Genomic DNA, 18,684 nt, shown 5'->3' on the forward strand with positions numbered 1-18,684 from the left:
GGGTGGCGGAGGCGCCGCAGGCGCGGGCGACGGGGTGGCGGACGCCGCGGCCCGCTTCCTCGGGGCCGCTGCCGGTGCCGCTTCGGGGGCACCGGCGGGCGCGGCCGGCGCGGTGGCCGGCGTGCGCGGGTTCGCGGCGCGAGGCGTCCGGGTGCGCGCCGGCCGAGGGGTCGCCGCAGCGGCGTCCGGGCCGGTCGGGGGAGGTGTCTGCGTCACACGACGAACCTATCCACTCCTTCCCCGTGCGGGCATCCGCTGGGGCGTGTCCCGGTCGGGCGGCCCCGACGCGTTCACACGCCCGTGACGTGGGTGGGGTGTGCCGGGGCTGCGACGTGCGTACGCTCGGGCACGTGAGAGCCATCCGACGATTCACGGTCCGTACCCTCCTGCCGGTCGAGCTCGCTGACCTGGACGAGCTCGCCCACAACCTCCGATGGTCGTGGCACGCGCCCACGCGGGACCTGTTCGCGGAGATCGACCGCGACCTGTTCGCGCAGGTCGGGCGCGACCCCGTGGCGCTGCTGGGTGCCCTGGCGCCCGAGCGTCTCGCCTCGCTCGCCGGGGACGAGGCCTTCGTCCAGCGCGTCCGCGAGACCGTCGAGGACCTCCACCACTACCTGAGCGCCCCGCGCTGGTACCAGCAGCAGAGCGACGACGCGCGCGGCAGCCTGCCCACGTCGATCGCGTACTTCTCGCCCGAGTTCGGCATCACCTCGGTCCTCCCGCAGTACTCCGGTGGCCTCGGGATCCTTGCGGGCGACCACCTCAAGAGCGCCTCCGACCTCGGCGTGCCGATCGTCGGCGTCGGCCTGCTGTACGGCGCCGGGTACTTCAAGCAGTCCCTCACGCGCGACGGCTGGCAGGTCGAGACGTACCCGGTGCTCGACCCCGACGGCCTCCCGCTGACGCTCGTGCGCGAGGAGGACGGCACGCCCGCCGTCGTCACGGTCGACCTGCCCGGCGGGCGCGTGCTGCACGCGCACGTGTGGAGCGCCGCCGTCGGCCGCGTCCCGCTGCTCATGCTCGACTCGAACGTCCCCGAGAACGACGAGGCCGCGCGCCGCGTCACCGACCGCCTGTACGGCGGCGGCGGCGAGTACCGCCTGCAGCAGGAGCTCCTGCTCGGCGTCGGCGGCGTGCGCGCGCTGCGGCTCTGGTCGCGCCTGACCGGCGCGCCCGAGCCCGAGGTCTTCCACATGAACGAGGGCCACGCGGGCTTCCTCGGCGTCGAGCGGATCCGCGAGCTCGTCACCGAGAAGGGCCTCGGCTTCGACGAGGCGCTCGAGGCCGTGCGCGCCGCGACCGTGTTCACGACGCACACCCCCGTGCCCGCCGGCATCGACCGGTTCGAGGCGAAGCTCGTCGCGCAGTACTTCGGCGGGGACCGCGCGGTCGAGGGGCTCCCGGTCGAGCGCGTGCTCGCGCTCGGCGCCGAGGACCACGAGGGCGGCGACCCGCTGCTGTTCAACATGGCGCTCATGGGCCTGCGGCTCGGCGGGCGCGCGAACGGCGTCTCGCTGCTGCACGGCGCGGTCTCGCGCGGGATGTTCAGCGGGCTGTGGCCGGGCTTCGACGACGCCGAGGTGCCGATCAGCTCGATCACGAACGGCGTGCACGCCCCGACCTGGGTCGACCGCCGCCTCGTCGACGTCGCGGCCCGCGCGCTGAGCGCCGACGAGATCGCGACCGGCAACGGCTGGCTGCGCGAGGACGGCGTGAGCGACCAGGCCCTCTGGGAGCTGCGCCGCACCCTGCGCGCCCAGCTCGTCGAGGACGCGCGCTCGCGGCTGCGGTCCTCCTGGAAGCAGCGCGGGGCGAGCCCGGCGGAGCTCGGCTGGGTCGACGACGTGCTCTCGCCCGACGTGCTGACGATCGGGTTCGCGCGCCGCGTGCCGACGTACAAGCGCCTGACGCTCATGCTGCGCGACCCCGAGCGCCTGCGCTCGCTGCTGCTCGACCCCGAGAAGCCGGTCCAGCTCGTCATCGCGGGCAAGTCGCACCCCGCCGACGACCAGGGCAAGCGCCTCATCCAGCAGCTCGTCCGGTTCACCGACGAGGCCGACGTCCGCCACCGCATCGTGTTCCTGCCGAACTACGACATCGCGATGGCCAAGACGCTCTACCCCGGCTGCGACGTGTGGCTCAACAACCCGCTGCGCCCGCTCGAGGCGTGCGGGACGTCGGGCATGAAGGCCGCGCTCAACGGCGGGCTCAACCTCTCGATCCTCGACGGGTGGTGGGACGAGTGGTTCGACGGCGAGAACGGCTGGGCGATCCCGACGGCCGACGGCGTCGAGGACCCGGACCGCCGCGACGACCTCGAGGCGTCGGCGCTCTACGACCTCATCGAGAACCAGGTCGCCGCGCGCTTCTACGACCGTGACGACGCCGGGCTGCCGGTGCACTGGCTGAGCATGGTGCGCCACACGCTCGCCACGCTGGGCCCGAAGGTCCAGGCCACGCGCATGGTCGCGGACTACGTGCAGCACCTGTACGTGCCCGCCGCGGCCGGCGGTCGCTCGCTCAACGGCTCGGCCGACTACGACGGCGCGCGCGAACTCGCCGCGTGGAAGAGCAAGGTCCGCACCGGCTGGTCGCAGGTCCGCGTCGACCACGTCGAGTCCGGCGGCGTCGGCGAGGTCGCGAAGGTCGGCGACACGCTGCACGTCAAGGCGTACATCTCGCTCGGCGAGCTGAGCCCGCAGGACGTCGAGGTGCAGGTCGTGCACGGCAAGGTCTCGGAGGCCGACGAGCTCGGCTCGTTCACCGTCGCGGCGCTCGCACCGACCGAGACGTTCGAGGCCGGGCGCCACGCGTTCGCGGGCGACGTCCGGCTCGACGCCTCGGGGCCGTTCGGGTACACCGTGCGCGTCGTGCCCAAGCACAAGGGCCTGAGCTCGATCGCCGACGTGGGGCTGGTCGCCAACGCGGCGTCCTGACCGCACCGCACGTCCCGTGGGGCCCGTCGCCGATCACCGGCGGCGGGCCTCACCGCTGTCCCCGCCGGCCCGTCGGTACGCGGGCGTGGCCGGACGGAGCCCCCGAGGCGGGTGCGGGCGTCAGTCCCCGAGCTCGGCGGCGAGCGCGCGCCCCGCGGTGCGGCCGGTGTGCAGGCAGCCGCCGAGGAACGTGCCCTCGAGCGCGCGGTGGCCGTGCACGCCGCCGCCGCCGAAGCCCGCGGCCTCGCCGACCGCCCACAGCCCGGGCAGCACCGTGCCGTCGGGGCGCAGCGCGCGTGCCGAGGTGTCGGTGAGGACGCCGCCGAGCGTCTTGCGGGTGAGCACCGAGAGGCGCACCGCTAGCAGCGGCCCGTGCGCGGGGTCGAGCATCGCGTGCGGCTTCGCGACGCGGATCACGCGGTCGACGACGTACCGGCGGGCCATCGCGGTCGCGACGACCTGGTGGTCCTTGCCCAGCCCGGACGCGACCTGCTGGTCCCGCTCACGGATCGTGCGCTCGAGCGCGTCGGGGTCGATGCGGCGGGTGCCGGTCAGCGCGTTCATCCGCGCGGCGAGGTCGGCCGGAGTGTCGGCCCACAGGAACTCGGGCGACTCCTCGGCGAACGCCTCGACCGGCCCGACCGCGCCCGGGAGCACGCGCTGCAGCAGCAGGCGCACGTCCTTGCCGGTCAGGTCGGGGTTCTGCTCGGAGCCCGAGAGCGCGAACTCGGAGCCGAGGATCGTCCTGTCGAGCACGAACCACGAGTGGTCGTCGCCCCGGCCGGCGATGTGCTGGAGCGCGCCGAGGGAGTCGAACCCGGGGAAGAGCGGGGCGGGGAGCCGGTGGCCGTCGGCGTCGAGCCACAGCGAGCTCGGGCCGGCCAGGATCCGGATGCCGTGCCGGCCCCACACGGGGGAGTGGTTGGTGATGCCCTCGGGGTAGTGCCACATGCGGTCCTCGTGCACGACGGCGGCGCCCGCGTCCCGTGCGGCGACGATCCCCGAGCCGTCGACCGAGTCCGGGACACCGGAGAGCATGCGCTCCGGGAGCCGGCCCGCCGTCGTCGGCCACGTCGCGCGCACGAGGTCGTGGTTCGCGCCGATGCCGCCCGTCGCGACGACGACCGCGCTCGCGGACACCTCGAAGCCGCCGACGACCTCGCGCGGGCTCGGCACGGCCCGCTCGACCGCGGCTGCCGCGAGGACGTCACCGCGCACGCCGACGACCCGCCCGTCGCGCTCCACGAGGCCCGTCGCCCGGTGCCGCGTGCGGACGTCGACGAGCCCGGCGCGGTGCGCGTCGAGCAGCGCCCGGGCGAACGGCTCGACGATCCCCGGCCCGGTGCCCCACGTGACGTGGAAGCGCGGGACCGAGTTGCCGTGGCCCCCGGCGAGGCCGCCGCCACGCTCGGCCCACTGCACGAGCGGGAACCACCGCACCCCGAGGCCGTGCAGCCAGGGCCGCAGCTCGCCGGCCGCGAAGTCGACGAAGCTCTCCGCCCACGCCCGCCCGTGGTGGTCAGGACTGCCCGGGCCGGTGTCGGGCGCGAAGCCGGCGGAGCCGAGCCAGTCCGCGAGCGCGAGCTCGGCGGAGTCGTGCACGCCGAGGCGGCGCTGCTCGGGGGAGTCGACGAGGAACAGCCCGCCGAACGACCACCACGCCTGTCCGCCGATGCCCGACGACGGCTCGGTGTCCAGCAGGAGCACCCGGCGCCCGGCGCGCGTCAGCTCGGCGGTGGCGACGAGCCCGGCGAGGCCCGCACCGATGACCACGACGTCGGCGTTGTCCGTCATGCGGGCACCCTACCCGCGGCGGGGGTCGCTCCTGAGGCGTATGCCTGCGCGGCACCCGGTCGCGCTCGCGGTGGATGCGCGCGAGGCGCCGGGCCCTCGACGATGGGAGCCATGACGACGACCCGCACGGCGCCCCGCGTCCTGACCGCCCTGGCCTCCGGCCTGACCACGACCGCTTGGTACGCGACCCCGGACGTCCTCACCTCCCGCACCGCACGCGCCTGGGTGAAGGCCGGCCTGGTCGCGGCGTCCGTCGCCGTCGAGCTCCCGCAGCTGCGTGCCGAGCTCGCCTCCCGCCGTGCTGCTGCTGCAGCCGCTCCCGACGGCCGGGCGTCGACCGAGCGGTCCGCGAGCGCGGACGGCTCGGTCAATGCGGACGGCACGGTCGGTGCGGACGGCGCCGGCGGTGCGCCGGGCACGCTGGGCGCGGAGCGCGCCCTCGGTGGGGACGACGTGGACCCGTCGCGGTCGCGTGCGTCCCGCGTCCGGGCCGTCGCGCTCGGCGTGCTCGTCGCGGGCGTGGGCGTCGGCTCCCTCGCGGGGACGGTCGCCGCCGAGCGCTGGCTCTTCCAGCGGGGTGAGGCGCGCGCCGCGGCGGGGGTGCGGTTCGCCCACACCCGCGCCGCGGTGGTCCTCGGTGCGCTCACCGTCGCGCTCTCGCTGATCCCGTCCCCGGCCGACGACGAGGACGCCGGCGACGCGGGCGTCCGCACGTCCTGAGCGGGGCACCGGGGCGCCGGGTCGTCGGGGTTGTGGGTGCCGGGGCGCCGGGCCCGCGCGGTCGCGGCGCCGGCGCCCCCGGTCAGCCCGTGAGCTGCGCGAGCACGCGCGCGGGCAGCCACCGCGACGCCGACTCGAGCATCCCGACGAACGCCACGACGAGCCCGTAGGTCGCGTACAGGCTCACCGGCACCGCGAGGAGCCACTCGCGCACCGAACCCGTCCGTCCGAGCACGGGCACCCCGCCCCAGCCATTGCGCTGCCACACGCGCCGCAGCACCCGGTTCTCCGCCCACCACCGCGGAGGGTCGGGCGTCCACGGCCACAGCAGCGGCACCCCGCCGGTCGTCAGCGCGTCGCCGAGCACGTGCACGGCCGCGCCGAGCCCGACGCACACCGCGAGCCACGTGGGGTCCTCGGGGGCGAAGACCGTGATCGCCGCGGCGACGCCGGTCGCGAGCAGCCACGAGCGGAGCCAGGTGGCGTCGCTCGTCATGCGCAGGGCCTTCGCGGCGTACGCGACGAGCAGCAGCGAGATCACGCCGGCGCCGACGGCGAGCGTCCCGACCGGGCTCGGCACCCGCACGGCGCCGAGCAGTGCGCCGAGGGCCGCGAACACCAGGATGCCCAGCAGCGAGTGCGTGCCGTGCCGGTGACCGCCCGAGACGTGCGCGACGCCGCGGGTGACGAGGCGCGAGAGGGGCGGCAGCGAGTGGCTGATCGTGCCGGCGTGGTGGTCGGCGTCGGGCAGCATCGCGGCACCCGCGCACACCGCGGCGCCGATCAGCAGCCCGCTCGAGTGCACCGGGTACCACCCGAGCATCAGCGGTCCGGAGCCGGCGACGGCGAACCAGGCCGCGGCCCCGGTCGCCGCGTGGTTCGCGCCCATCATCGTGCCGAGCTCTCCCGTCGTGCCGTCGTCGCCGACGGACCTCGACGGCCCGCCCGGCGCCGGAACCTACTACGGCACGAACACGGGCGGATCGTGATAGAAGGCGCAGGTCAGGGCGGTGCCGGGCCGGGATCGGTGCGCTGCGTCAGGGCGTGGTGCGTGTCAGGTAGACCCGCATGCTCAGCGCCTCGACCAGCACGCGCTCCCCGGGCGCCGGGTGCAGCGCGCCGTTGATCGCCGCCGCGCTCAGCTCGTCGGGGCGCTCCCACGTGGAGTCCCACGCGAGCTCCCAGCCGGGCCCCGGCGCCGCGGCGAGCGCGACCTCGACGGGATCGAGCGCGCCGTTCACCGCGAGCAGCACGCTGCGGCCCCCGTCGGCCGCGGCCCGGACCATCTGGAGCGTGCGGATCGACGGGTCGTGCCAGCGGGCGTGGTCGAGCTCGACGCCGTCGGGCCCGAACCAGGCGAGGTCCGGCGGGCCGCCCTCCGTCACGGGCGCGCCGGTGTAGAACCGCGTCGCACGCAGCGCCGCGTTCTCCCGCCGCAGGCGCACGAGGTGGCGCGCGGTCGCGAGCATGTCCTGCCGCCACGGTGCGAGGTCCCACGACACCCAGGAGAGCTCGCCGTCCTGGCAGTACGCGTTGTTGTTGCCGAGCTGGGTCCGGCCGAGCTCGTCGCCCGCGGTGATCATGGGCGTCCCGGCGGCGAGCACCAGCGTCGCGAACAGGTTGCGGATCGAGCGGCGGCGCAGCGGCAGGATGTCGGCGCCGACGGAGTCCGCACGCAGCGGACCCTCGATGCCGTGGTTCCACGACCGGTTGTCGTTCGACCCGTCGCGGTTGTTCTCGCCGTTCGCGGCGTTGTGCTTGTGCTCGTAGGCGACGAGGTCGGCCATCGTGAAGCCGTCGTGCGCCGTGACGTAGTTGACCGACGCGACGGGACCGCGCGCGAGCGGCGGGTCGCCGTGGCCGAACAGGTCGACCGAGCCGGCCAGGCGGGTCGCGAGCGCACGGACCCGGTGCCCGGGCAGGCCGTGCGCCGCGCGTGCGGGGTCGGCGAGCCAGAACGAGCGGACGGCGTCCCGGAACCGGTCGTTCCACTCGGCCATCGGCGCGGGGAAGTGCCCCGTGCGCCACCCGCCGGGGCCGACGTCCCAGGGCTCGGCGACGAGCTTGAGCCCGTGCAGGCTCGGGTCGGTCGTGAGTGCGACGAGGAACGGGTGGTCGGGGTCGTAGCCGTCGGGCCCGCGGCCGAGCGTGACCGCGAGGTCGAAGCGGTAGCCGTCGACACCGATCTCGTCGGCCCAGTACCGCAGCGAGTCCAGGGCGAGCTGCACGACCTCGGGGCGCCGGAAGTCGAGGGAGTTCCCGGTCCCGGTCATGTCCGTGAGCGCCGCGGGGGAGCCGCCGTCGTGCAGGTAGTAGCGCGCGTTGTCGAGCCCGCGCCAGCTCAGGTGCTGCCCGGGCAGCCCGCCCTCGCACGTGTGGTTGTAGACGACGTCGAGCAGGACCTCGAGCCCCGCCTCGTGCAGCGCGTGCACGGCGGCGCGCACCTCGGCGAGCACCGCCGCCGGGCCGGCGTCGCGCGCGGCCTGCGTGGCGTACGCCGCGTGCGGGGCGAAGAAGCCGAGGGTGTTGTACCCCCAGTAGTTGGTCAGCCCCCGGTCGAGCAGGTGCGGCTCCGAGGCGGACGCGTGCACCGGGAGCAGCTCGACCGCCGTGACCCCGAGGGACAGCAGGTGGTCGAGCGTCGCGGGGTGCGCGAGGCCCGCGTACGTGCCGCGCCGCTCGGGCGGCAGCGCGGGCAGCTGCTGCGTGAGCCCGCGCACGTGCGCCTCGTAGACGACGGTCTCCGACCAGGGGACGGCCGGCCGGTTGGCGGCGGGGTCGGGACCCAGAGCGCGCACCGCACGGGCGTCGACGACGACCGAGTGCGGCACGTGCGGCGCGGAGTCGCGCGGGTCCGCCGCACCGTAGGGGTCGCCGACGAGGTCGTCGCCGACGACGTGCCCGTAGGTCTCGGGCCGGTGCGCGACCTCGCCGACGAGCCCGCGGGCGTAGGGGTCGACGAGCAGCTTCGCGGGGTTGTAGCGGTGCCCGCCGACGGGGTCCCACGCCCCGTGCGCGCGGAACCCGTACCGCTGACCGGGGGTGACGCCGTCGACGTACGCCCAGAAGACCCCGTGCTCGGGGCCGTCGAGCGGGATGCGCCGCTCGTCCCACGCCGGCGCCGCACCGGCGGACGCGTCCGGGGCGGTCCCGCCGGCCCCGGGCGCGTCGAGCAGGCACAGGTCGACGGCGCGGGCGTGCGGCGCGCGCACGGCGACGCTCACGCCCCCGTCGACGACGTGGACGCCGAGGGGGGGCACGGGCCGGCGGCGGGGCGCGGCGGGCTGGGGCGGTTCGGCGTGGTGCACGGCGCCCATTGTGAACCCCCGACGTTTCCGGCACTGGACACTCGGTGGGTGACCTCGGCCGGTGCGGGTAACGTTCCGCGCGTGAGAATCGTGGTGTGCGTCAAGCACGTGCCGGACATCCAGTCGGAGCGGGCGCTCGGACCCGACGGTCGCGTCGTGCGCGACCAGGGGGACGGGACGCTCAACGAGCTCGACGAGAACGCCCTCGAGGCGGCGCTCGCGCTCGTCGAGGAGCACGGCGGCGAGGTCGTCGCGCTCACCGTCGGGCCGGAGGACGCGGTCGACGCGGTCCGCAAGGGCCTGCAGATGGGCGCCGAGCAGGCGGTCCACGTGCTCGACGACGCGGTCGCCGGGTCCGACGCGTTCGGCACCGCGACGGTGCTCGCCGCCGCGATCCGCCGGATCGGCGCGGACGCGCCCGTCGACCTCGTGGTGACCGGCATGGCCGGGCTCGACGGCCTGACGTCGCTGCTGCCGAGCGCGCTCGCGCACCTGCTCGACCTGCCGCAGCTCACGCTCGCCGCGGAGCTCACGGTCGCCGACGGCGCCGTCACGGTGCGCCGCGAGCTCGACCACGCGAGCGAGGTCCTCACCGCGCCGCTGCCGGCGCTCGTCTCGGTCACCGACCAGGCCAACGACCCGCGCTACCCGAACTTCAAGGGCATCATGGCCGCCCGCAAGAAGCCCGTCGACGTGCTCACGCTCGCCGACCTGGGTGTCGACCCCGCGTCGGTCGGCGGCGACGCCGCGTGGACCGAGGTCGTCGAGGCGGCCCCGCGCCCTGCGCGCGAGAACCGCGTGCTGGTCAACGACGACGGCGAGGCGGGTCTGCGGCTCGCCGCGTGGCTCGTCGAGAACAAGCTGGTCTGAGCACCGAGTCCCGGAGGACCGCACCATCATGACGACGACCCTGACCGGCCCCGTGCTCGTGCTGCTCGACCACGCGTCGACCGGTGCCCTGCGCACGACCGTCCTCGAGCTCCTCACCATCGCCCGCGGGCTCGGCACCGTGCGCGGCGCGTGGGTCGCCGCCGCCGGCACCCCCGCTGCGGCCGGGCCCGACGACGCGACGCTCGCCCAGCTCGGCGAGCACGGCGTCGAGGCCGTGCACGTCGTCGACCTGGGCTCCGCCGACGCGCGGCTCGCCCCGGTCGTCGCGGAGGGCCTCACGGCGCTCGCGACCGGCACGGGGGCGTCGGCCCTGCTGCTGACCTCGTCGTTCGAGAACAAGGAGGTCGCGGCCCACGTCGGGCTCGCGGCGCGCGCCGGTGCCGTCGTCGACGCCTCGGGCGCCGAGGTCGACGACCAGGGCCGCGTCGTCGCCGCGAAGACGGTGTTCGCGGGCACCTGGAACACGCGCTGCGCGATCCGCACGGACCTCGCGGTCGTCGCGCTCAAGGCCAACTCGGTCCAGGCCGTCCCCGCGGACGCCCCGACCGTCCCCGCGATCGAGCGGCTGTCCGTCGCCGTGAGCGAGGCGGCGGGCCGGGCCAGCGTCGTCGAGCACACCGAGCGCGTCGCGTCCGACCGCCCGGCGCTCGGCGAGGCGCAGGTCGTCGTCGTCGGCGGGCGCGGCACCAACGGCGACTTCTCCGCGGTCGAGGAGCTCGCGGACGTGCTCGGCGGGGCGGTCGGCGCCACGCGCGTCGCGACCGACGAGGGCTGGATCGGGCACGACGCGCAGATCGGCCAGACCGGCGTCACGATCGCCCCCAAGCTCTACATCGGCGCGGGCGTCTCGGGTGCGGTCCACCACCGCGGCGGGATGCAGTCGTCCGGCACGATCGTCGCCGTGAACTCCGACCCCGAGTCGCCGATCTTCGAGATCGCGGACTACGGCATCGTGGGCGACCTGTTCACGGTGCTGCCGCAGACCGCGGCCGAGCTGCGACGCCTCCAGGGCTGACGGCGACCGGGCTCGTCCCGGGAACGCACGAACGGGCCGGTGCGGCGGGGACGTCCCCGCCGCACCGGCCCGTCGGCGTCTGTCAGCTCGGTGTCGGTCAGGTCGCCGTGCAGGTCGCGGTGATCCCGCTGCCGCTGCCGGTGGCCTGGAAGCCGACCTCGGTCGCCTGACCGGCGCCGAGCACGCCGTTCCAGCCGACGTTCGTCAGCCGCACCGCGCCGGAGCTCGCGCTGCGGTCCGCGTTCCAGGCGCTCGTGATGGTCGCCCCGGCCGGCAGGGTCAGGCCGACGGTCCAGCCCCGGATCGCCGACGACCCGGCGGTGACCCGCACGCTCACGACGAAGCCGCCGTTCCACTGGTTGACCGAGGTGAGGGCGGTGCAGCCCGTGCCCGGCTGCGCGGTCGGTGTCGGTGTCGGCGTGGTGCTCGGGGTCGGCGTCGGCCCCGAGGTGACCGTCGGCGTCGGCGTCGGCGTCGGCCCCGAGGTGACCGTCGGCGTCGGCGTCGGCGTCACGGTGGGCGTCGGCTCCGGGCCGGCGGGCAGGGTCGGCGTCTGCCAGGAGCGCCACTGCGCGAGCGAGCCCTGCGCGCGGCTCGAGATGCGGACGACGCCGGGTGCGCTGCCGGTACCGAGCAGGAACTTCTGGATGTTCTGCTGCAGCGGCGTGCGCCACTCGGGGCGGTTGGCGCAGTGGCTGCCGTCCTGCACGTCGGACCAGTACGTCAGGTTCTCGCCCGCGCCGAGCGCCCGGTAGACCTCCGCGCCGCCGAGCGCAGCGACGCTCGCGGACCGCGGGCCCAGGTTGGCGATGTGCGGGTTGTCCATGACGAGGAGCCCGCGCGGCGCGACGAGGCCGACGACCTGGTGGGTGTCGATCGGCAGCCGGTCGGGGCTCCCGGTGAAGGTGCCGAACGCGTCGCCGAGCCACGGCTGCTCGCCGTAGGCGCTGCTCAGGCTCTGCGCGCCCTCGCCGGGGATGCCGCGGAAGATCGGCACGCCCGCGCTGCCGGACTCGATGGGCATCGTGAGCGCGATGCGCTGGTCGAACGCGCCCGCGACGAACGCGCCCTTGCCGAACCGCGAGCACCCGGTGACGCCGGTCGCGTCGGCCTTCAGGACCGTGCCGCCCGACTGCTCGATCACGTCGATGATCCGGCTCACGCCCCAGGCCCAGGACATCAGGAGCCCGGTGCTGCTCGACGAGCCGTAGAGCGTGTAGAACGCGCCCTGCTTGTTCGCCCGCCCGGTGCCCTCCTTGCCGACGGCGTACGGGTCGTAGCTGATGACGGCGGCCCCGGCGGCCTTGATCGCGGCGGTGTCGCCGCCGAACCCGCCGTAGACGATCACGGCGGGAAACGGTCCGGTGCCGCTGGGGAGGTCGACCTTGGCGGAGAAGCTCGAGCTCCGGCCCTGGTGGGACGTGGTCACGGTGATGCTGGTCCGCGACACGGACCCGGAGACCGTCGGCCTCGCGGGCTTCTCGCCGTAGACGAATCTCTCGGCGAGCCGGCGCGTGAGCTCACGCTGGCAGCGCCAGTCGGCGCGCGAGGCGATGCGGGTACCGTCCAGGCGCGCGAAGGGGTCGGGCAGCTGGGCGTGGGTGGGCAGCGACGCCGCGTCGGGCAGGGTCGGCACGGCGCAGCCGGCACCCTCGTTCTCGACGGCCGAGGCGAACGGCGCCGCCGCGTGGGCCGTCTCGGCGCGCCGGACGTCGGCGAGCGACGCGGCGGCCGCGAGCGCGGCCACGGCCAGGACGACGACGGTGGCGCGGCGCTTCGAGCGGTCTGGTGCGGTCACAGGGCTCTCCCTCCGGGTGGAGGCGACGCCTCGCCATCGAGGAGACCGCGAAACTATCGCCCTTCTTCCCGGGATCCTTCCCGGTCGACCCGAGAGTCCGGGCCGGCGGAGGTGCTGTCCAGCGACTGAAACCCTTTGGTCGCATCTTCACCGGTGGAAAGCGGCGCGGGTCCGTCGCAGGGCCGCGACCAGCGGCTACGCGCGCGGCCGTTCACGACAGCGCGACCCGGCGGTCGCACGAGCGGCGGTGGTGCCGGCGCGAGCGATGTGCGAGCTCACACGCGCAACTTTCGGGCCCGGCGTCAGGCGAGCTGGCGCAGCCAGGCCAGGGCCTGTGCACCCTGGGCCCGCTGGAAGCGCCGCAGGTTGGGGATCCCGAGCGGCGCCGGCTGAAGCGACCCGTAGGCGAAGAAGCCCGCGAGACCGGCGAGCCCGGCCCGCAGGTCCTCGGGCGCCACGCCCTCCGAGACCGGGTGCGACCAGAAGATCTCCTGCGGGTCGCCCCCGCCCTGCATCGCGATGCTCGGCAGCATGAAAGCCAGGTCGAGCCACGGCGCCCCGACGCTCGCGTGCGGCCAGTCGATGAGCGCGACCCGGTTCCGGTCACGGTCGATCATGATGTTGTCGGCCCGCAGGTCGCCGTGCACGAGCGCGTCGCCGGCGCAGACCCGCAGCGCCTCCTGCTCCCAGCGCACGAGGTCGTCGAGGTGCTCGTGCGCCCACCGGCCCAGGTCGCCGGCCGTCCGGGCGGCGACCGCGAGCTCCTCGTGCGGCCACCGGGCGAGCGAGCGCCAGCCGACGAAGTCGGGCGCGAGCAGGTCGTCCGTGCGCGGCAGCCGGTGCCCGGGCAGCGGCTGCGCGTGGGCCAGCGGCACGAGCGCGTCGAGCACGAGCGCGAGCTCCTCGCGGTCCCACGGCAGGAGCGGCGGGCGCCCGTGCGAGACCTCGAACCCCAGCAGCACCCAGTCGTCGTCCTCGTCGAACCACAGCAGGCGCGGCGCGGGGACCTCGGGCGGGAGCGCGGCCGCCGCACGGATCTCCGCCCGGGCGAACTCGGGGGACGTCGGGTTCTGCTCGGGGGAGACCGCCTTGACGAACACCCCGCGACCGTCCGCCAGCTCGAGGACCGCGGCGAACCCCGGGCTGAACCCCGTCGTCGCGCTCGTCTCGGCGCTCACCTGGGACCCCGCGAGCTCCGCGATCCGCGCGCGCACGGACCTCGGCAGGTCGCGCCAGTCGAGGCGCTGACCGCTGAAGGCGAGCGGCGAGGGGTAGACGGCGTCGGGACTCACGCACACATCCTGCCAGCGCGGTTCGTACACTCGTGCAGGTGAGTGTCTATCTGGACCACGCGGCGACCACGCCGATGCTCCCCGAGGCGGTCGCCGTCCTCACCGAGCACCTGGTCCGGACCGGCAACCCGTCGTCGCTGCACGCCGCCGGACGGGCGGCGCGGCGCACCGTCGAGGAGGGCCGCGAGCGTCTCGCGGCGGCCCTCGGCGCGCGCCCCAGCGAGGTCGTCGTGACCGGCGGGGGGACCGAGGCGGACAACCTCGCCGTCAAGGGTCTCTTCTGGGGCCGGCGCACCCACGACCCGTCGCGGCGACGCATCCTCGTGTCCGCCGTCGAGCACCACGCGGTGCTCGACCCCGCGTTCTGGATGGCCGAGCACGCGGGCGCCGAGATCGTGCTCCTGCCCGTCGACGGGGACGGGGTGCTCGACGTCGACGCGCTGCGGGCCGAGCTCGACGAGCACGCCGAGCAGGTCGCGCTGATCTCGGTGATGTGGGCGAACAACGAGGTGGGAGCGCTGCAGCCGCTGCACGACGTCGTCTCGCTCGCGCGCCGCCACGGCATCCCCGTGCACGCCGACGCGGTCCAGGCCGTGGGCCAGGTGCCCGTCGACTTCGCCGCCTCGGGCCTCGACGCGCTCACGGTGAGCGGCCACAAGGTCGGCGGGCCGGGCGGCGTCGGGGCGCTGCTCGCACGCCGCGGGCTCGAGCTCACGCCCGTCCTGCACGGCGGCGGGCAGGAGCGCGGCGTCCGGTCCGGGACGCTCGACGCGCCCGCGATCGCGTCGTTCGCCGTCGCGGTCGACGCGGCGGTGGCGGCGCGCGAGGCGACCGCGGCCCGGCTCACGGAGCTGCGCGACGCGCTCGTCGCCGGGGTGCGGGCCGCCGTCCCGGGCGCCGTGCTGCGTGGCCCGCAGGACGCCGCGCGCCGGCTCCCCGCCAACGCGCATTTCACCTTCCCCGGGTGCGAGGGCGACTCGCTGCTGTACCTGCTCGACTCGGCGGGGGTCGCGTGCTCGACGGGGTCGGCGTGCCAGGCAGGCGTCCCGCGACCGAGCCACGTGCTGCTCGCGATGGGGGTCGACGAGGACGACGCGCGCGGCGCGCTCCGGTTCTCGCTCGGCCACACGTCGACGCGCGCCGACGTCGACGCGCTCCTCGCGGCGCTCCCGGGCGTCGTCGACCGGGCGCAGGCGGCGGGGCTCGCCGGCCGGTCGGACCGCGACCGCGACCGCGACCGCACCGACCGTGAGCGCGCCGGCCGCGCGCACCACCAGCCGAGCGGGGCCCGCTGATGCGCGTGCTCGCGGCCCTGTCCGGCGGGGTCGACTCGGCCGTCGCCGCGGCGCGCGCGGTCGACGCCGGACACGACGTCGTCGCGGTCCACATGGCGCTCTCCCGCACGCGGGACCAGTTCCGCACGGGCTCGCGCGGCTGCTGCTCGATCGAGGACGCCGGTGACGCCAGGCGCGCCGCGGACGTGCTCGGCATCCCGTACTACGTGTGGGACCTCTCGGAGCGCTTCGAGGACACCGTCGTCGCCGACTTCCTCAGCGAGTACGCCGCGGGCCGCACGCCCAACCCGTGCGTGCGCTGCAACGAGCACATCAAGTTCGAGGCGCTGCTCGACAAGGCGCTCGCGCTCGGCTTCGACGCGGTCTGCACCGGGCACTACGCGAGCGTCGTGACCCGCCCCGACGGCACGCGCGAGCTGCACCGCTCGCGCGACGCGGCCAAGGACCAGTCGTACGTGCTCGCCGTGATGGGCCCCGAGCGGCTCGCCCGCGCGATGTTCCCGCTCGGCGAGGTCACGTCCAAGGACGAGGTGCGGGCCGAGGCAGCCGCGCGCGGGCTGTCGGTGTCGGCCAAGCCCGACTCGTACGACATCTGCTTCGTCGCCGACGGGGACACCCAGGGGTTCCTGCGCGACCGGCTCGGCTCGCAGCCCGGCGACATCGTCGACGCCGACGGGACCGTCGTCGGTGCGCACGACGGTGCGTACGCGTACACCGTCGGGCAGCGCAAGGGCCTCGCGATCGGGCGGCCGGCGCCCGACGGGCGTCCCCGGTACGTGCTCGCGGTCGAGCCCGTGAACCGGCGCGTCGTCGTCGGGCCCGTCGAGGCGCTCGAGGTCGCGGGCATCGCGGGGGAGTCCGCCGTCTGGTTCGCCGAGCCGGGGACCGGGTGGTTCCGGTGCGAGGTGCAGGTCCGCGCGCACGGCGTGCCGGTCGCCGCGCGGGCCCGGGCGGTCGAGGGCGGCGCGGTCGAGGTCGACGTCACGGTCGACGGCCCGCAGCGCGCGCTGCACGGCGTCGCGCCCGGCCAGTCGCTCGTGCTGTACGACGGCACGCGCGTGCTCGGGCAGGCGACCGTGGCGTCGACGACGCCAGCGGTGCCGACGGGTGCCGCGCCGACGCCTGGGGTGCCCACGGCTGCGGTGCCGTCGCCTGCCGCCTCGACGCCCGACGCGGCGCCGACCCCGGCCCACCGCGCGTGACGGGCGTCAGCGGCCACCCGGTCTGGCCGGGGGAGGACCTGCTCGACGCGCAGAGCGTCGTCGTGGGCGACCTCGCGGACACCCCCGAGGGGCTCGACGGTCTCCCGTTCCTCGTGCGGCTGCCGGCGCGCGGACCGTGGGCGGACGCGACCGCCTCGACCGCGGCGCTGCTCGTCGACCTGCCCGTCGAGCTCGGCGTGCACGGCTGGAAGCTCGCGGACCGCCCCGGCCACGACCAGTCGCGTGCGCGGGCGCTCGTCCGCGAGGGGCTCGACGTGCTCGCGGTCGCCGCGCACGGGTACGCCGGGCCGCTCGTCGTGCCTGTCGTCGGCCCGCTCACGCTCGCGGCGTCGCTGTACCTCGCGCGCGGGGACCGGGTGCTCGCGGACGCCGGTGCGGTCAGCGAGCTCGCCGAGTCCCTCGGGGCCGGCCTCGTGGAGCACCTCGCCGCCGTGCGCCGGGCCGTGCCGGGGGCGGCGGTCTCGGTCGTGCTGCACGAGCCGCTGCTCGCGCAGGTCGTCGCGGGCGTGCTGCCGAGCTTCTCCGGCTACTCCGCGCTGCGGCCCGTGCGCGCCCCGGTCGCCGCCGAGCGGCTGCGCGCGGTCACGGGTGCGCTGCGCGGTGCCGGTGCCGCCGCGCCAGAGCGCGTCGTCGTGCACGGCGGGTCGGCCTGGTCCTCGATCGCCACCGTCGCGGACTCGGGGGCCGACGCCGTCGCGCTCGCGGTCGGCGGCTTCGACGAGCGTGCGTGGGAGCGGGTCGCCGAGCTCGTCGAGCGCGGCACCGCGCTGTGGGCCGAGCTCCCGCCGCAGGCGTCGTCGCAGTGCGCGGGGCCGGACGTCGCGGGCCAGGCCGCCGTGCTCCTCGAACCGTGGCGTCGGGTCGGCCTGCCCGCCGAGCGGCTGCGCGACGTCGTCGTGCTCGCCCCGCCCGTCGGTCCCGGGGCGACACCCGACGACGCCCGGGGTGCGCTCGCGGGTACCGTGCGTGCCGCCCTGATCGTCGCCGAGCGAGCCGAAGGATGACCCCCGACATGAGCGCTCCCGGCGCGAGCCCCCGCCTCGACCCGCGCCGGCGCGCGCTGCTGCTGCTCGTCGGCTCGGGCGTCGCGCTGCTCGGCGTGCTGACCCTCGCGGTGCTGTGGATCTCGCTCGGGGTCGGGACGCTGCGTGCCGGTGCCGTGCTCGACGAGCCGTGCCTCGCCGCGTACGACGCCGCCGCCGACGGGACGGACATCCGCTACACGGCGTTCCCGCCGCAGGCGATCTGCACGTGGACCGTGGACGGCGAGCCGCGCGAGGTCGTCGTGCAGCGCTCGTCCACCGCGGTGTTCGGCGCGGCAGCGGTCGCGGCGCTCGGCGGCATCGGGCTCGTCGCCGGGGTGTTCGTGGTGGGCCGTCGCGGCTGACCTCGTCGCGCGGCGTCGCCGCCGGGCGCGCGCCGCGGGCGCGGTGCGTGGGTGGGCGTTGCGATGATGTGCCGGTGAGCACCGCGACCCCGCCCGCCGCCGACCTCCCCGCGTCGCAGGACGCCGCAGCCCCGGGCGCCCCCCGCGACGCCGCACCGCCCGAGGTGCAGCGCGAGTGGACCGAGCTCGCCGACCGGGTGCGGGACGCGCAGTTCGCCTACTACGTGCGCGACGCCCCGACCATCAGCGACGCGGAGTACGACGAGACGCTGCGCCGGCTCGAGGCCCTCGAGGACGCGCACCCGGACCTGCGCACGCCCGACTCGCCGACGCAGAAGGTCGGCGGCACGTTCTCGACCGAGTTCACCGCGGTCGACCACGTCGAGCGCATGCTCTCGCTCGACAACGCGTTCTCCGCCGAGGACGTCGCGGCGTGGGCCGAGCGCGTGCACCGCGACCTCGAGACGGTCCCCGACGGCGGCCTGCACTACCTGTGCGAGCTCAAGATCGACGGCCTCGCGATCGCGCTGCTCTACGAGAACGGCCGGCTCGTGCGTGCCGCCACGCGCGGCGACGGGCGGACGGGCGAGGACGTCACGCTCAACGTCCGGACCATCAGCACCGTCCCGCACGTGCTCGCGGGCGACCCGGCGACGCACCCCGAGCTCATCGAGGTGCGCGGCGAGGTGTTCTTCCCCGTCGAGGCCTTCGCGGACCTCAACGCGGCGCAGGTCGCGGCGGGCAAGGCGCCGTTCGCCAACCCCCGCAACGCCGCCGCCGGCTCGCTGCGGCAGAAGGACCCGCGCGTGACCGCGTCCCGCGACCTGCGGATGTACGCGCACGGCATCGGGGCGTTGCGCTGGGGACCGGGGTCGACGGCCCTCGAGCGGCAGTCCCAGGTCTACGACCTGCTCGCGGGCTGGGGCGTCCCGGTGTCGGGGCACACGCGCGTCGTCCCGGGGCTGCCCGAGGCGCAGCAGATGATCGACCACTACGGCGAGCACCGGCACGACGTCGAGCAC

Annotated in this window: 14 protein-coding genes; 9 read left to right on the plus strand and 5 right to left on the minus strand. The window is 75.9% G+C overall.

Translation table 11 applies throughout. From position 1 onward, the window contains the following. The first annotated feature begins 350 nt into the window (after positions 1-350). The gene (gene glgP / locus AB6N24_RS18970) at positions 351-2,939 is read left to right on the plus strand and encodes an alpha-glucan family phosphorylase (protein WP_412870939.1); all 2,589 of its coding nucleotides are present in this window, start codon (positions 351-353) and stop codon (positions 2,937-2,939) included. Positions 2,940-3,059: 120 nt separating this feature from the next. Here glgP and AB6N24_RS18975 read toward each other — a convergent pair whose 3' ends face one another. After that, positions 3,060-4,733, minus strand: coding sequence for an FAD-binding dehydrogenase (locus tag AB6N24_RS18975; protein ID WP_412870940.1), 1,674 nt, complete (start codon positions 4,731-4,733; stop codon positions 3,060-3,062). A 111-nt stretch (positions 4,734-4,844) separates the two neighbouring features. Here AB6N24_RS18975 and AB6N24_RS18980 point away from each other — a divergent pair, with 111 nt between their 5' ends. Further along, a complete protein-coding gene (locus AB6N24_RS18980) occupies positions 4,845-5,453 on the plus strand; it encodes a hypothetical protein (RefSeq protein ID WP_412870941.1) in 609 nt (202 codons plus the stop codon). Positions 5,454-5,535: 82 nt separating this feature from the next. Here AB6N24_RS18980 and AB6N24_RS18985 read toward each other — a convergent pair whose 3' ends face one another. Beyond that, entirely contained in the window at positions 5,536-6,345 is an 810-nt protein-coding gene (locus AB6N24_RS18985) for a metal-dependent hydrolase (RefSeq protein ID WP_412870942.1), read from the minus strand. Positions 6,346-6,490: 145 nt separating this feature from the next. Next, positions 6,491-8,770 (minus strand): glycogen debranching protein GlgX, encoded by a 2,280-nt coding sequence (gene glgX / locus AB6N24_RS18990; RefSeq protein ID WP_412870943.1) that lies wholly within the window; start codon positions 8,768-8,770, stop codon positions 6,491-6,493. Between the two features lie 72 nt (positions 8,771-8,842). Here glgX and AB6N24_RS18995 point away from each other — a divergent pair, with 72 nt between their 5' ends. Both AB6N24_RS18995 and AB6N24_RS19000 read left to right on the plus strand, forming a co-directional pair. Continuing rightward, positions 8,843-9,631, plus strand: a complete 789-nt coding sequence (locus AB6N24_RS18995) for an electron transfer flavoprotein subunit beta/FixA family protein (RefSeq protein ID WP_412870944.1) — start codon at positions 8,843-8,845, stop codon at positions 9,629-9,631. Between the two features lie 28 nt (positions 9,632-9,659). After that, on the plus strand, positions 9,660-10,667 hold the full coding sequence (locus AB6N24_RS19000; RefSeq protein WP_412870945.1) for an electron transfer flavoprotein subunit alpha/FixB family protein: 1,008 nt from the start codon (positions 9,660-9,662) through the stop codon (positions 10,665-10,667). A 97-nt stretch (positions 10,668-10,764) separates the two neighbouring features. Here AB6N24_RS19000 and AB6N24_RS19005 read toward each other — a convergent pair whose 3' ends face one another. Continuing rightward, complete coding sequence (locus tag AB6N24_RS19005; RefSeq protein WP_412870946.1) at positions 10,765-12,465, minus strand: glucuronyl esterase domain-containing protein; 1,701 nt, start codon at positions 12,463-12,465, stop codon at positions 10,765-10,767. 302 nt (positions 12,466-12,767) lie between these two features. Then, positions 12,768-13,757, minus strand: coding sequence for a phosphotransferase family protein (locus tag AB6N24_RS19010; RefSeq protein ID WP_412870947.1), 990 nt, complete (start codon positions 13,755-13,757; stop codon positions 12,768-12,770). A gap of 38 nt (positions 13,758-13,795) precedes the next feature. On the opposite strand from AB6N24_RS19010, the gene AB6N24_RS19015 reads away from it, so the two are divergent. The 5 genes from AB6N24_RS19015 to AB6N24_RS19035 form a co-directional block, all read left to right on the plus strand. Then, on the plus strand, positions 13,796-15,052 hold the full coding sequence (locus AB6N24_RS19015) for a cysteine desulfurase family protein (RefSeq protein WP_412870948.1): 1,257 nt from the start codon (positions 13,796-13,798) through the stop codon (positions 15,050-15,052). Next, on the plus strand, positions 15,052-16,254 hold the full coding sequence (mnmA, locus tag AB6N24_RS19020) for a tRNA 2-thiouridine(34) synthase MnmA (RefSeq protein WP_412870949.1): 1,203 nt from the start codon (positions 15,052-15,054) through the stop codon (positions 16,252-16,254). The genes AB6N24_RS19015 and mnmA overlap by 1 nt, the downstream gene beginning before the upstream one ends. Then, entirely contained in the window at positions 16,251-17,279 is a 1,029-nt protein-coding gene (locus tag AB6N24_RS19025) for a uroporphyrinogen decarboxylase/cobalamine-independent methonine synthase family protein (RefSeq protein WP_412870950.1), read from the plus strand. Before mnmA ends, AB6N24_RS19025 begins: the two co-directional genes overlap by 4 nt. An 8-nt stretch (positions 17,280-17,287) precedes the next feature. Next, the gene (locus AB6N24_RS19030) at positions 17,288-17,662 is read left to right on the plus strand and encodes a hypothetical protein (RefSeq protein WP_412870951.1); all 375 of its coding nucleotides are present in this window, start codon (positions 17,288-17,290) and stop codon (positions 17,660-17,662) included. 74 nt (positions 17,663-17,736) lie between these two features. Beyond that, the coding region (locus AB6N24_RS19035) for a DNA ligase LigA-related protein (protein ID WP_489672065.1) at positions 17,737-18,684 on the plus strand (948 nt) is incomplete at its 3' end.

This window comes from Cellulomonas jepli (assembly GCF_047229345.1).
GTDB lineage: Bacteria > Actinomycetota > Actinomycetes > Actinomycetales > Cellulomonadaceae > Cellulomonas_A.

Excerpts from the sequence above, each read along its gene's own strand:
- AB6N24_RS18975 (WP_412870940.1), bottom strand. The coding sequence starts at position 4,733 with ATGACGGACAACGCCGACGTCGTGGTCATCGGTGCGGGCCTCGCCGGG.
- AB6N24_RS18980 (WP_412870941.1), top strand. The coding sequence starts at position 4,845 with ATGACGACGACCCGCACGGCGCCCCGCGTCCTGACCGCCCTGGCCTCC.
- AB6N24_RS18985 (WP_412870942.1), bottom strand. The coding sequence starts at position 6,345 with ATGATGGGCGCGAACCACGCGGCGACCGGGGCCGCGGCCTGGTTCGCC.
- glgX (WP_412870943.1), bottom strand. The coding sequence starts at position 8,770 with ATGGGCGCCGTGCACCACGCCGAACCGCCCCAGCCCGCCGCGCCCCGC.
- AB6N24_RS19000 (WP_412870945.1), top strand. The coding sequence starts at position 9,660 with ATGACGACGACCCTGACCGGCCCCGTGCTCGTGCTGCTCGACCACGCG.
- mnmA (WP_412870949.1), top strand. The coding sequence starts at position 15,052 with ATGCGCGTGCTCGCGGCCCTGTCCGGCGGGGTCGACTCGGCCGTCGCC.
- AB6N24_RS19030 (WP_412870951.1), top strand. The coding sequence starts at position 17,288 with ATGAGCGCTCCCGGCGCGAGCCCCCGCCTCGACCCGCGCCGGCGCGCG.